The organism is Streptomyces sp. iso_384 (assembly GCF_056172905.1).
The window spans coordinates 6,117,560-6,131,255 of sequence record NZ_JBWBTT010000001.1 but is presented as its reverse complement, the minus strand read 5'-3'; the positions used below and the strand labels follow the sequence as shown (position 1 = coordinate 6,131,255).

Annotated in this window: 8 protein-coding genes; 4 read left to right on the top strand and 4 right to left on the bottom strand. The window is 71.0% G+C overall.

The genetic code is table 11. The features are described 5' to 3' along the window. Nucleotides 1-87 precede the first annotated feature (87 nt). Both treS and AC0VY3_RS27370 read right to left on the bottom strand, forming a co-directional pair. Entirely contained in the window at nucleotides 88-1,794 is a 1,707-nt protein-coding gene (gene treS / locus AC0VY3_RS27375; RefSeq protein ID WP_030079176.1) for a maltose alpha-D-glucosyltransferase, read from the bottom strand. Next, a complete protein-coding gene (locus AC0VY3_RS27370; RefSeq protein ID WP_475550831.1) occupies nucleotides 1,791-3,809 on the bottom strand; it encodes an alpha-1,4-glucan--maltose-1-phosphate maltosyltransferase in 2,019 nt (672 codons plus the stop codon). Before AC0VY3_RS27370 ends, treS begins: the two co-directional genes overlap by 4 nt. Nucleotides 3,810-4,514: 705 nt before the next feature. Here AC0VY3_RS27370 and glgP point away from each other — a divergent pair. Together glgP and AC0VY3_RS27360 are read left to right on the top strand one after the other, a co-directional pair. After that, nucleotides 4,515-7,184: an alpha-glucan family phosphorylase gene (gene glgP / locus AC0VY3_RS27365; protein WP_475550830.1), complete on the top strand. Its 2,670-nt coding sequence runs from the start codon at nucleotides 4,515-4,517 to the stop codon at nucleotides 7,182-7,184. Nucleotides 7,185-7,440: 256 nt separating this feature from the next. Beyond that, complete coding sequence (locus AC0VY3_RS27360) at nucleotides 7,441-8,673, top strand: alginate lyase family protein (RefSeq protein ID WP_475550829.1); 1,233 nt, start codon at nucleotides 7,441-7,443, stop codon at nucleotides 8,671-8,673. A 78-nt stretch (nucleotides 8,674-8,751) separates the two neighbouring features. Here the strand turns inward: AC0VY3_RS27360 and AC0VY3_RS27355 are convergent, their stop codons facing one another. Both AC0VY3_RS27355 and AC0VY3_RS27350 read right to left on the bottom strand, forming a co-directional pair. Next, nucleotides 8,752-10,797: a M4 family metallopeptidase gene (locus AC0VY3_RS27355; protein ID WP_103509900.1), complete on the bottom strand. Its 2,046-nt coding sequence runs from the start codon at nucleotides 10,795-10,797 to the stop codon at nucleotides 8,752-8,754. Nucleotides 10,798-11,182: 385 nt separating this feature from the next. Then, the gene (locus AC0VY3_RS27350) at nucleotides 11,183-11,773 is read right to left on the bottom strand and encodes a TetR/AcrR family transcriptional regulator (protein ID WP_475550828.1); all 591 of its coding nucleotides are present in this window, start codon (nucleotides 11,771-11,773) and stop codon (nucleotides 11,183-11,185) included. 127 nt (nucleotides 11,774-11,900) lie between these two features. Here AC0VY3_RS27350 and AC0VY3_RS27345 point away from each other — a divergent pair, with 127 nt between their 5' ends. Both AC0VY3_RS27345 and AC0VY3_RS27340 read left to right on the top strand, forming a co-directional pair. Then, nucleotides 11,901-12,977: an FAD-dependent oxidoreductase gene (locus tag AC0VY3_RS27345; RefSeq protein WP_475550827.1), complete on the top strand. Its 1,077-nt coding sequence runs from the start codon at nucleotides 11,901-11,903 to the stop codon at nucleotides 12,975-12,977. Nucleotides 12,978-13,216: 239 nt separating this feature from the next. Next, nucleotides 13,217-13,561, top strand: coding sequence for a hypothetical protein (locus tag AC0VY3_RS27340; protein ID WP_475550826.1), 345 nt, complete (start codon nucleotides 13,217-13,219; stop codon nucleotides 13,559-13,561). The last annotated feature ends 135 nt before the right edge of the window (nucleotides 13,562-13,696 follow it).

The following is a 13,696-nucleotide window of genomic DNA, read 5'->3' as shown; positions in this document are numbered from 1 at the left end:
ATCCATGAGAGGCCCGCGGCCTTGCGTTGGGGTCAGGGTGCCCGGTGCGGGACGGCGGAAACCGTCCCGCACCGGGCGGACGGGGCGTCAGGCCGGCGGCGCGTCCTTGCGCAGCCGGAACCAGTAGAAGCCGTGTCCCGCGAGGGTCAGCAGGTAGGGCCACTGACCGATGGCCGGGAAGCGTACCCCGCCGATCAATTCCACCGGATGACGTCCGTTGAACGATCGCAGGTCCAGTTCCGTCGGCTGCGCGAACCGCGAGAAGTTGTGCACGCACAGGACGAGGTCGTCCTTGTACTCGCGGGTGAACGCCAGCACCGCCGGGTTGGAGGACGGGAGTTCGGTGTACTCGCCGAGACCGAAGGCCGGATTCTGCTTACGGATCTCGATCATCCGGCGGGTCCAGTGCAGCAGCGAGGACGGCGATGCCATCGACGCCTCCACGTTGGTGACCTGGTAGCCGTAGACCGGGTCCATGATCGTGGGGAGGTAGAGCCGCCCCGGATCGCTGGAGGAGAACCCGGCGTTGCGGTCGGGCGTCCACTGCATCGGGGTGCGCACCGCGTCCCGGTCGCCCAGCCAGATGTTGTCGCCCATCCCGATCTCGTCCCCGTAGTAGAGGATCGGGGAGCCGGGCAGCGACAGCAGCAGCGCGGTGAACAGCTCGATCTGGTTGCGGTCGTTGTCCAGCAGTGGGGCGAGCCGCCGGCGGATGCCGATGTTGGCGCGCATCCGTGGGTCCTTGGCGTACTCCGCGTACATGTAGTCGCGCTCTTCGTCCGTGACCATTTCGAGGGTCAGCTCGTCGTGGTTGCGCAGGAAGATGCCCCACTGGCAGTTCTTCGGGATCGCCGGGGTCTTGGCGAGGATCTCGGAGACCGGGTAGCGGCTCTCGCGGCGCACCGCCATGAAGATCCGCGGCATGACGGGGAAGTGGAACGCCATGTGGCATTCGTCGCCGCCCTGCTCGTAGTCGCCGAAGTAGTCGACGACGTCCTCCGGCCACTGGTTGGCCTCGGCGAGGAGCACGGTGTCCGGGTAGTTGGCGTCGATCTCCTTGCGGACCCGCTTCAGGAAGTGGTGGGTCTCGGGGAGGTTCTCGCAGTTGGTGCCCTCGCGCTGGTAGAGGTAGGGCACCGCGTCGACCCGGAAGCCGTCGATGCCCAGGTCCAGCCAGAAGCGCAGGGCCGCGAGGATCTCCTCCTGCACCGCCGGGTTCTCGTAGTTGAGGTCCGGCTGGTGCGAGAAGAAGCGGTGCCAGTAGTACTGCTTGCGGACCGGGTCGAAGGTCCAGTTGGACGTCTCGGTGTCGACGAAGATGATCCGGGCGTCCTGGAACTGCTTGTCGTCGTCCGCCCAGACGTAGTAGTCGCCGTACGGCCCGTCGGGGTCGGTGCGGGACTGCTGGAACCACTCGTGCTGATCGCTCGTGTGGTTCATGACGAAGTCGATGATGACGCGCATGCCGCGCTGGTGCGCGGCGTCCACGAACTCCACGAAGTCGGCGAGGTCGCCGAACTCCGGCAGCACGGCGGTGTAGTCGGAGACGTCGTAGCCCCCGTCGCGCAGCGGCGACTTGAAGAACGGCGGCAGCCAGAGGCAGTCGACGCCGAGCCACTGGAGATAGTCCAGCTTGGCGGTGATGCCCTTGAGGTCGCCGATTCCGTCGCCGTTGGAGTCCTGGAAGGACCGGACGAGCACCTCGTAGAAGACGGCGCGCTTGAACCAGTCGGGATCGCGGTCCTTGGCGGGAGTGTCCTCGAACGTGTCGTGGACAGGCTCATTGACGATCATGGTGTGGGTGACCCTCCGGTCGGCGGGGACGGTCGCAGGACGGCGATGTGCGCGGGCGTGATGCCCGGCTCTAGGCGCACATAGAAGGCCCTGCCCCAGTGGTAGGTATCGCCGGTGAGCTCGTCGCGCACCGGTACGCGCTCGTGCCATGAGAGGCCGAGCCGCTCCATGTCCAACGAGACCGTGGCCTCCTGGGTGTGGTGCGGGTCGAGGTTCACGACCACCAGAACGGTGTTCGTTCCGGAGCGCTTGCTGTAGGCGATCAGCGCTTCGTTGTCGGTGTGGTGGAAGTGGACGTCGCGTAGCTGCCGCAGAGCGGGGTTACGCCGGCGGATCCGGTTCAGCGAGGTGATCAGGGGGGTCAGCGTGCGGCCCTCGCGTTCCGCCGACTCCCAGTCTCTCGGGCGCAGTTCGTACTTCTCCGAGTGCAGGTACTCCTCGCTCCCCGGCTTGGCCGGAGTGTTCTCGCACAGCTCGAATCCCGCGTACACGCCCCAGGACGGGGCGAGCGTCGCGGCCAGGACCGCCCGTGCCTCGAAGGCCGGGCGGCCACCCTCCTGGAGGTAACCGGGAAGGATGTCGGGGGTGTTCACGAAGAAGTTGGGCCGCATGTACGAGGCGGCCTCGCCGGACAGCTCCGTGACGTACTCGGTGAGCTCCTGCTTGGTGTTGCGCCAGGTGAAGTACGTGTACGACTGCTGGAAGCCGACCGCGCCGAGCGTGTGCATCATCGCCGGCCGGGTGAACGCCTCCGCCAGGAAGATGACGTCCGGGTCGGCGCCGTTGATCTCCTCGATGACCTTCTCCCAGAACACCACCGGCTTGGTGTGCGGGTTGTCGACCCGGAAGATACGCACGCCGTGGTCCATCCAGAAGCGCAGGATCCGTACGGTCTCCGCGACCAGGCCGCGCATGTCCTTGTCGAAGGCGATCGGATAGATGTCCTGGTACTTCTTCGGCGGGTTCTCGGCGTACGCGATCGAACCGTCGGGGCGGTGGTGGAACCAGTCCGGGTGCTCCTTGACCCACGGGTGGTCCGGCGAGCACTGGAGCGCGAAGTCCAGCGCGATCTCCATCCGCAGATTGCGGGCCACCGACACGAAGTGGTCGAAGTCCTCCAGCGTGCCCAGCTCCGGATGGACCGCGTCGTGCCCGCCGTCGGCCGAACCGATCGCCCACGGCACCCCCGGGTCGTGCTCCCCGGGCGTGAGGCTGTTGTTCGGGCCCTTGCGGTGCGTGGTCCCGATCGGGTGGACCGGCGGCAGATACACCACGTCGAACCCCATGGCGGCGACCGCGGGCAGCCGCTCGGCGGCCGTCCGGAAGGTGCCACTGACCAGCCGGGTCGGCGCGTCCGGCGAGGCGTCCGCCGGGTCCACCGGCACCTCACGCGCCCCCTCGGAGCGGGGGAACAGCTCGTACCACGACCCGAACAGCGCCCGCTCGCGCTCCACCCGCACCGCCAGCGGCTTGGAGCGGGTGACCAGTTCACGCAGCGGATAGCGGGCGAGGACCGCGTCGGCGGCCGGGGTCAGGGCGGCGGCCAGCCGGGCGGCCGCCGGGTGGGCGGTGTCGCGCAGCGCGTCCACCGCGGCGAGCACCGCCTCGCGGCCGTGCTTCTTCGGCACGCCGGCGGCGGCCCGCTCCAGCAGCGCCGCGCCCTCGGCCAGCACCAGGTCCGTGTCGATGCCCGCCGGGATCTTGATCGCGGCGTGGTGCCGCCAGGTGGTGACCGGATCGCTCCAGGCCTCCACCGTGTACGTCCAGCGGCCCTCGGAGGCCGGGGTGATCTCCGCGCCCCACCGGTCCGTGCCCGGCGCCAGCTCGCGCATCGGGGTCCACGGTCCCACCCGTCCGCTCGGATCGCGCAGCACGACATTGGCGGCCACCGCGTCATGGCCTTCGCGGAAGACGGTGGCGGTGACCTGGAAGGTCTCACCGGCGACGGCCTTCGCCGCCCGTCTGCCGCAGTCGACGAGAGGACGGACGTCCAGGACGGGAATACGACCGATCATGGAATCACCTGAGGGCTGGAGGAGCTCGGCGTGCACGGGGGACGGCACGGGCGCGGAGGACCGACCGCGTGTGCCGCGAAGACGGGGATCTGTCCTTTGTAGCTGCTCAGCTGTCTGCTGACGGGCTGTGGGCATGGCCGCTCCTGTCCGCGTTCACTCGAATGGCACTCGAATGGGTGGGTCGCGGGGGTTTCGTGCATGTTTCGGGATGCACGGAGAACGTGTGCGGGCCGGGTCGTGCCGCGTACCGGGGAAGCCTTCCCCGCGTCCGCGGGTGGGAAATCCGGCGCCGTGTTAACTACTCGGTCGTAGCCAACCGCTCGGGAACCGCCGCGCGCGGCGCGCACGCCCCGGTGGGCGCGGGAACCCGAGGCGCCCCCACAGGTTCCGGATACCCGTTCGGCGGCGCCACACGGCAGCCTTCCCTGTGCCGGTGAGGTCCACAAGGCTGCGTACGGGAGAGAAATCGGCCAAACCCCCAGGTGAGCGGTGTGACGGAGGATCACGGGCGAGATGGATGAGGCGCCTGTGAAGCGCCTGCGGAGTGCTCACGGGGCGGCGCGCGGCGATCACTCGCGGACCTGGTGCGCCGTCCGCACGCCGTGGCAGCCCGCCACGGACGGCCGCTACCGTCAGGGGTGACGGAAGGGACGCACATCGTGGTGCGTCCGCTCGGATGCGCAAGCCCCCTGTAAAGGTGGAGTAGTGAAGGCCATTCGTCGATTCACCGTGCGTCCTGTCCTCCCCGAACCCCTCCGACCCCTCCACGACCTCGCGCGCAACCTGCGCTGGTCGTGGCACACCGAGACCCGTGAGCTCTTCCGGTCCGCCGACCCCGAGGGCTGGCGGCCCGCGGACGCCGACCCCGTACGGCTGCTCGGCTCGCTGTCCGCCGGGCGGCTCACCGAACTGGCCGGGGACGAGGCGTACCTCGCCCGCCTGGCCGAGGCATCCGCCGACCTGGCCGAGTATCTCCAGGGCCCCCGCTGGTACCAGGAACAGCGGGCCGCCGGAGCCGAACTCCCCTCCGCCGTCGCCTACTTCTCACCCGAATTCGGCGTCACCGCGGCGCTGCCCCAGTACAGCGGCGGCCTCGGCATCCTGGCCGGCGACCACCTCAAGGCCGCCAGCGACCTCGGTGTCCCGCTCATCGGCGTCGGGCTGCTCTACCGCCACGGCTACTTCCGCCAGACCCTCTCGCGCGACGGCTGGCAGCAGGAGCACTATCCCGTCCTCGACCCCAACGAACTCCCGCTCGACCTGGTCCGCGAGGCCGACGGCACCCCCGCCCGGGTGGTGCTCGCCCTGCCCGGCGGACGCTCGCTGCACGCGTGCATCTGGCTGGCCCGGGTCGGCCGCGTACCGCTGCTCCTGCTCGACTCCGACGTCGAGGAGAACGCGCCGGGCGAACGAGACGTCACCGACCGGCTCTACGGCGGAGGCAGCGACCACCGCCTCCTCCAGGAGATGCTGCTCGGCATCGGCGGGGTGCGCGCGGTGCGCACCTGGTGCCGCCTCACCGGCACCCCGGAGCCGGAGGTGTTCCACACCAACGAGGGCCACGCCGGCTTCCTCGGCCTGGAACGTATCCGTGAACTCATCCCCACCGGGCTCGACTTCGACGCCGCCCTCGAAGTGGTGCGGGCCGGGACCGTCTTCACCACGCACACTCCGGTGCCCGCCGGGATAGACCGTTTCGACCGGCAGCTGATCGCCCGCCACTTCGGCGACGACGGCGAGCTGTCCGGCGTCGGTGTGGAGAAGATCCTGCGGCTCGGCACCGAGACCTACCCCGGCGGCGAGCCGGAGCTGTTCAACATGGCGGTGATGGGCCTCCGGCTCGCCCAGCGCGCCAACGGCGTCTCCACCCTGCACGGGGCTGTCAGCCGGGAGATGTTCTCCGGGCTCTGGCCGGGATTCGACCCCGCCGAGGTGCCGATCACCTCCGTCACCAACGGCGTCCACGCACCGACCTGGGTCGCCCCCGAGGTGTTCCGGCTCGGTGCGGGCCAGGTCGGCGAGGGCCGCGCCCACCAGGTGCTGGCGGGCGGCCCGGTGGCCGACGAGACCTCCTCGCAGGCCGGCACCCCGCGCCGCTGGGACGCGGTGACCGGCATCGGCGACCAGGAGATCTGGGACCTGCGCCGGGATCTGCGCGGACAGCTGGTCACCGAGGTCCGCCGTCGCCTCTACGCCTCCTGGCGGCGGCGCGGCGCGGGCACCGCCGAGCTGGGCTGGATCGACGGCGTCCTCGACCCGGACGTCCTGACCATCGGCTTCGCCCGGCGCGTCCCCTCGTACAAGCGGCTCACGCTGATGCTGCGCGACCGCGACCGGCTGCGGGAGCTGCTGCTCCACCCGACGCACCCGATCCAGATCGTCGTCGCGGGCAAGGCCCACCCGGCCGACGACGGCGGCAAGCGGCTGGTCCAGGAGCTGGTGCGGTTCGCGGACGACCCGCGGGTGCGCCACCGCATCGTCTTCCTCCCGGACTACGGCATGGGCATGGCGCAGAAGCTCTACCCGGGCTGCGACGTCTGGCTCAACAACCCGCTGCGCCCGCTGGAGGCCTGCGGCACGAGCGGGATGAAGGCGGCGCTGAACGGCTGCCTCAACCTGTCGGTGCGCGACGGCTGGTGGGACGAGTGGTTCGACCCGGACTTCGGCTGGGAGATTCCCACCGCCGACGGCTCCGCGGTCGACGAGGACCGCCGCGACGAGCTGGAGTCCAACGCCCTGTACGCCCTGATCGAGGACCGGGTCGCCCCGCGCTTCTACGACCGGGGGGCGGAAGGGCTGCCGGACCGCTGGATCGAGATGGTCCGCTCCACCCTGGTCAACCTCGGTCCGCGGGTGCTGGCGGGGCGGATGGTGCGTGAGTACACCGAGCGCCTGTACGCCCCCGCCGCGCAGTCCCGCCGGGCCCTGGAGCCCGGGGCCGCGCGGGAGCTCGCCCGGTGGAAGGCCGAGGTCCGGGCGGCCTGGCCGGATGTCGCCGTCGACCATGTGGAGTCCGTCACCGACACCGCGGCGGGCGGCTCGGCGGAGCTCGGCGCCACCCTGGCGCTGCGGGTGCGGATCGCGCTCGGCGGTCTGGACCCGGACGACGTGGAGGTCCAGGTGGTCGCGGGCCGGGTCGACTCCGGCGACGCCATCGCGGACGCCCAGACCTTCCCGCTGAAGCCGGCGGGCGGTCAGGACCTGGAGGACCGCTGGCTCTACGAGGGCCCGCTCGCCCTGGACCGGACGGGACCGTACGGCTACACCGTGCGCGTGCTGCCCGCCCATCCGCTGCTGGCCACCAGCGCCGAGATGGGCCTGGTCGCGCTGCCGGCCGAGGCGGCGGGGGAGGGGGCGGGCGTGCTGCTGCGCTGAGCGCGCCCCGGCCGACCCGAGGGGCCCGGCACCCGTGCGGTGCCGGGCCCCTGTGCGTGCTGCGACGGGTTCCTTCGTGCAGTGAACGCAGAACCTTGACGTGTCCATGGAATGGCTTTACGTTCCTGACTCATCGCAGGGTTCATCATGCGGCCCATAGTTCACATACATGAACATCGTGAACTCCCGTGACCCTCCGTCACCACCTCGGTCGGGTCGGGCCGTCGAACCGTCACCGCACCGGAAGGCACCCCACATGCGCACCGGCACCATCCCCCGCGTCCTCGGCACCGCCGCCGCCCTGGCCGCGCTGCTCACCACGGCCCTCGCCGCACCGGCCCTCGCGGAGAGATCCCCGGGCCCGGCGAAGGCCCCCGCCACGGCCCCCGTCACAGCCGCCGCCCCGGCGAACTTCACCCACCCCGGTGTACTCGTCAGCCGCCCCCAACTGGACTTCGTCCGGGGCCGGGTGCAGGCGGGCGCGCAGCCCTGGAAGAGCGCCTACGACCAGATGATGGGCAGCAGGTACGCCTCGCTGACCCGCACCGCCAAGCCCCGCGCCGTCGTCGAGTGCGGCTCCTACTCCAACCCCAACCACGGCTGCACGGACGAGCGCGAGGACGCCATCGCCGCGTACACGCTCTCGCTGGCCTGGTACCTCACCCAGGACAGCCGGTACGCGCGGAAGGCCATCGAGATCATGGACGCCTGGTCCGCCGTGATACAGGACCACACCAACAGCAACGCCCCGCTCCAGACCGGCTGGGCCGGCTCCTCCTGGCCGAGGGCCGCCGAGATCATCAAGTACACCTACAGCGGCTGGCCGAACTCCGGCCGCTTCGGCACGATGCTCCGTAACGTCTACCTGCCGAAGGTCGCAGGCGGCTCCCACTCCAACGGCAACTGGGAGCTGTCGATGACCGAGGCGGCGATCGGGATCGCGGTCTTCCTGGAGGACCGCGCCGCCTATGACAAGGCCGTCGCGAAATTCCGCGGACGTGTCCCGGCGTACATCTATGTGACCGCCGACGGCTCGCTGCCCAAGGTCGCGCCGGGCAGCGGCCTCGACACCCGGGCCGAAGTCATCAACTACTGGCAGGGCCAGTCGACCTTCATGGACGGGCTCTCCCAGGAGACCTGCCGCGATCTGACCCACACCGGCTACGGCATCTCCGCCATCTCCCACATCGCCGAGACCAGCCGCATCCAGGGCCAGGACCTCTACCCGGAGGTCGCCGACCGGCTGCGGCACGCGATGGGGCTGCACGCCAAGCACCAGCTGGGCACGCCCGTCCCGTCCTCGCTGTGCGGCGGCTCGCTCAAGGACCACCTCGGGCCGATCACCGAGGTCGGCTTCAACGCGCTCGCCAACCGTCTCGGTTACGCGATGACCAACACGCAGACGCTGACCGAGCGGCAGCGTCCCGCCGGATCCAACAACCTCTTCGTCGCCTGGGAGACCCTGACCCACGCGAACAACCCCGCCTGACCCGGCGGGACGCGCCATGACGAACGGCCCGGGAGGGGGCGGAACCCCTCCCGGGCCGTTCGGTTCGGTGCGAGTGGATCAGAAGGTGAGCTTGAAGCTGTTGATCCGTCCGGTGTCCTGCCGTGCGACGTCCTGGACCTTCAGCTTCCAGACCCCGTTGGCCACCTCGGACGAGGCGTTGACCGTGTAGGTCTCCACCACGTTGTCCGCGGAGTCGCCGGAGGAGCGGTTCTTGAGCCGGTAGGTGGTGCCGTCCGGGGCCACCAGGTCGACGACCAGGTCACCGCGCCAGGTGTGCGTGATGTCCACGCCGACCTTGAGGGCGCTCGGCGCGTTGCCGGCCACACCGGAGACGGTGACCGAGCTGGTGACGGCCGCACCGGCGTCCGGGATGTTCACCACGGTGGTGTTCTCGAACACCTTGCCGCCCGGGTCGGGGTCGCCGCCGCCGGGGCGGGCGCCCACGTTGATGCCGGCCCAGGCGTGGGCCACGGCCGCGTACTCGGGGCTGGTGGCCCCGTACAGCTCACTGGCGACCGCGAGCGTGCCGGTGCGGGCGGCGGCGTAGTTGGTCGTCGAGGTGAACTTGGTGGTGAGCGCCTTGAACCAGATCAGCGACGCCTTGTCCCGGCCGATGCCGGTGACCGGCAGTCCGTCGGAGGTCGGGGAGTCGTAGCTGACGCCGTTGATCGTCTTGGCGCCGCTGCCCTCGGAGAGCATGTAGTACCAGTGGTTGGCCGGGCCCGAGGAGTAGTGGACGTCGACGTTGCCGATGCCGGAGTACCAGTAGTCCTTGGAGCTGCCGTCCCGGCTGGGCTTGTCCATGTAGCGCAGCGGGGTGCCGTTGCCGCGGATGTCGATCTTCTCGCCGACCAGGTAGTCGCCCTTGTCCTGGGCATTGTTCGCGTTGAACTCGACGGCGGCGGCGAAGATGTCGGACGTCGCCTCGTTGAGACCGCCGGACTCACCGCTGTAGACGAGGCGCGCGGTGTTCGAGGTGACGCCGTGGGTCATCTCGTGGGCGGCCACGTCGATGGAGGTCAGTGGCTTGGCGTTGCCGTCGCCGTCGCCGTACGTCATGCAGAAGCAGCTGTCCTGCCAGAAGGCGTTGACGTAGTTGTTGCCGTAGTGGACGCGGGAGTACGCGCCGACGCCGTCGCCCCGGATGCCGTTGCGACCGTGCACGTTCTTGAAGTAGTCCCAGGTGAGCGCGGCGCCGTAGTGGGCGTCGGCGCCCGCGGTCTCGGCGTTCTGCGGGGTGCCGTCGCCCCAGACGTCGTCCGGGCCGGAGAACAGCGTCCCGGTGCCGGAGCTGCCCCGGTTCAGGTTGTACGTCTTGTGGTTGCCGCGCGTGGTGTCGGTCAGGGTGTACGAGGGTGCGGTACCCAGGGTGACCTGGCCGCTGTACTGCGTGTTGCCGGTCCCGTTGTGGACGGCCTGCCACTCGTACAGCTTCTCGCCCGTGGTGGCGTCCGTGAGCACGTGCAGCTCGTTCGGGGTGCCGTCGTGCTGGAGCCCGCCGACGACGGTCTCGTACGCGAGCTGCGGGGAGCCGTTGCCCAGCCACACCACCTTGCGGGGGGCCTCGCTGGCCTTCTTCGCCTCCGAGCCCTCGGCCTTCGCCGCGCCGAGCGCCTGCTTCTCGGCCGCGGCCGGGGCCACGTCGGCGGTCAGGGCGACGGCCTTCAGCTGCGCGCTGGTCGCCCTCGACGCCTTGCTGACGCCCTCGGTCCTCCCGGCCGCGGACTCCTTGACCACGAGGTCGCCGCCGAGGACGGGGAGGCCGTCCAGGGTGCGCTCGTAGCGGGTGTGCGTCGTGCCGTCGCGGTCCTGGACGACATCGCGGACCACGAGCTTCTCGGTGGACCCGAGGCCGAGTTCCTTGGCGGTGGCCGCCTTGGTGGCGTTCGCCTCGCTGAGCAGCTCGGCGCGCTGGGCGGGCGAGAGCTTGGCGGGCAGGGCGCCCGGGTCGGCCTTGGTGCCGGCGGTGATGCCGCCGAGCGGGGCCGAGGCGGGTGCGGAGGTGGCGGTCGCGGCGCCGGACGGGACGGCGACGGCTATGAGGGCTGCTGCGGCTATCAGAGCGCCGGTCGCGGTGGCGCGACGGCTGGGCGTGGATCTCACGCGGACTCCTTCTGCGAGGGGGGTACCGGCGGCGCTGGACGGGCCGTCCGGACGGTGCAGGCGGTGCGCAGAACGGGGTGAAGAGTGTCAGCAGATGACCGTGCCTGTCAGGAGCGCGTCAATAACTTGGCCGATTCTCGTTCGTTGCCGGAAAGGTCATGTTCGTTAAGCGGACGTTTCGCCGATCATTGCCGCAGTGTTACCGGGCGTTGTGGAGCCCGGTATTCACCGGGTGGTCACAGGTTTCGTGCGCGACGGGCACCGCGCCGTCGCGGGCGGGAAGAGGCGTGATGACCGCCTGATGAGACGACGTCGGGTTCTGGCCAGATCCGCACGCCGGAATGCGCCGGTCCGTCAGGATGCGGCCCGGGGCGGAGCGGAGCGCTCAGGCGGTCGCGTCCGGCGGGTACACCGCGTCCAGGAGGTCGCGCACGAAGCGGTCGAGGTCGTCGAGTCCCGCCGCCGCGAGGGTGCCGGGGCCGTTCGTCAGCAGATGCGGGACCGCCGCGTGCAGGGCGAGGGTGACGACGGCCGCCCGCTGCGGGGTGACGGGCAGTCCGGCGGCGCGCTGGGCCGCCTCGAAGCCCGCGAAGTCACCCCTGGCCATCGGGTCGAGGATGCCGGAGAGCCAGGGCCGGCGGGTCGCCTCGGCCTGGAGCTCCAGCACGGCGAGGAGGCGGGCGCGGCCGGGCCCCGCGACGTTCTCCAGAAGCGAGCGGAAGAGGGCGGTCAGGCCCTCGCGGTCCGTCGGCCCCGGGCGGGCGGCCAACTGCGAGGTGAGCGCGACGTACTGCTCCAGGCAGCGCTCCGCCACCGCGCGGAGCACCGCGTCACGGGTCGGGAAGTAGTTCTTGGTGGTGCCGGGCGGCACCTCGGCGGCCCGGTCCACGGCCCGGTGGGTCAGCCCGCGCCCGCCGTCCCGGGCCAGCACCTCGATCGCCGCGTCCCGCAGCCGGTCCCGCCGGTCCGGATTCACGCGCGCTCCCTCACTCCCGTACCGAGGCCCCTGGCTTCCTCGCTCTCCTTGCCGATGCTACCCCAGCCGTGGTACCACGGATGTGGTGGTTCTTCTGTACCGGCCGGACGGGCTTCGGGAGTGCGACATGACGGGAACGGCGACCGTGGTCGGCGCGGGCATCGGCGGACTGGCGACCGCGATCGGACTCCGCCGCGCGGGCTGGAGCGTGACCGTGCTGGAGCGGCGCACCGAACTGGAGCGGTACGGTGCGGCCTTCGGCATCCATCCCACCGCACAGTCCGCGCTCGACCGGCTCGGTGTCGGCGACGCGCTGCGCGACCACGCCGTCCCCTACCGCGACGCGCACATCCGCACCCCGGACGGAACGTCGATCGCCCGCCTTCCGCTGGAACGCATCGAACGCAAGGCGGGCCGCCCCGAACTCCTCATCTCCCGCCCGTACCTGCTCGACGCCCTGCTCGCGGGCCTCGAAGCCTTCGGCGACGTACCGCTGAAGCTCGGAGAGCGGGTCACCGATGTGGACGCCCTCGCCGCCGGGCAGGACCTGGTGATCGGCGCCGACGGCATCCGCAGCGCCGTCCGCGCCGCCCGCTTCGGCGACCGCAGCGGCCCGCGCGCGGTCGGCACCGTCGCCTGGATCGGCATCGCCGACGTCGAGAGCCCGGTGCACGGCGAGACCTGGGGGAGCGGCCGCTTCTTCGGGCTGACCCCGGTCGAACCGGGCCGCACCAACTGGTACGCCACCGCCCCCGAGGCCACCACCGCCGAGGAGTTGCGCGTCTGCTTCGCCGGCTGGCACGACCCGATCCCGCGCATTCTGGACGCCACCGACCCGGCGGCCTGGATCCGCTACGAGATGCGCCACCTGTACCCGGCGCTGCCCTCCTTCGTCTGCGCCGGCACGGACACCGGGCCTGCCTCCGTCGCCCCCGTCGCCCTGGTCGGCGACGCGGCCCACGCCATGACGCCCAACCTGGGCCAGGGCGCCTGCACCGCGATCCTGGACGCGGACGCCCTGACCCGCGCGCTCGCCGCCGCACCCCCGGGCCCTGCGGGCGTCACCGGAGCCCTGCGCGCCTACGACCGTGAACGCCGCCGCAGCGCCCAGCGGACCGCCTTCGCCTCCCGGGCCCTGCACCGCTTCATGAGCACGGAACGCACCCGGCTGCGCAATGGGGCGGTGCGGCTGCTGCCGGGGTGAGGGGGACGCGCATACGGTCGCCCGAGCGAGGGCGCGCACCCGACGAGCGGGCGCACGCTCGCGTAGGGCGGGTCTCATCTGCGACGGCGGCGACGAGGACAGCGACCCCGTCGTCGACACGAACCTGCGGACCGCGCTCACCGGGCTGCCGTCCAAGGCCGTCGCGGGCAGCGGATTCCACGGCTTCCAGCTGAAGGTGACCAACAAGAGCGACCACGCCTACGACCGCGTCGACATCGGTGTCTTCGCCGCCAAGGTCGACAAGGGGACGTGGAAACGACTCCAGCAGTCACCTCACGCTCCAGTTCAAGGACCCGGAGACGGGCGTCTGGACGGACCTCGTCCTCGACGACGAGGACGAGACCTCCGGCTACCTCGGCTACACCTCCGTCCAGGCCGAGGAGTCCTTCTCCATCGACCTGCGGGTGAGCGTCGCCAAGAAGTCCCCGCCGCGCCCCAGCGGCGGATTCTTCAGCGAGTCCCAGCCGGACACCCCCTCGCGCCTGGCACTGGACGACGCTCTCGCCCGGACCGTCTACGCCAAAACCGCAGCCCTCCTCGGGGTGGCGCCCCTCACGAGGTAGGGCCGGGCCCGGAGCCCGGGTGTCACGCCGGAGTTGGGGCTGCCTCGTCCTGCGGGGTGCGCGGGCCGGGCACCGCGGCCCGGATGGACAGGTCCAGATCGAGGCGGCTGTTCATGTCCGGCTCGAACGCGAGAT

Coding starts and splice junctions, on each gene's coding strand:
- AC0VY3_RS27360 (WP_475550829.1), top strand. CDS start 7,441: ATGCGCACCGGCACCATCCCCCGCGTCCTCGGCACCGCCGCCGCCCTG.
- AC0VY3_RS27345 (WP_475550827.1), top strand. CDS start 11,901: ATGACGGGAACGGCGACCGTGGTCGGCGCGGGCATCGGCGGACTGGCG.
- treS (WP_030079176.1), bottom strand. CDS start 1,794: ATGATCGTCAATGAGCCTGTCCACGACACGTTCGAGGACACTCCCGCC.
- AC0VY3_RS27370 (WP_475550831.1), bottom strand. CDS start 3,809: ATGATCGGTCGTATTCCCGTCCTGGACGTCCGTCCTCTCGTCGACTGC.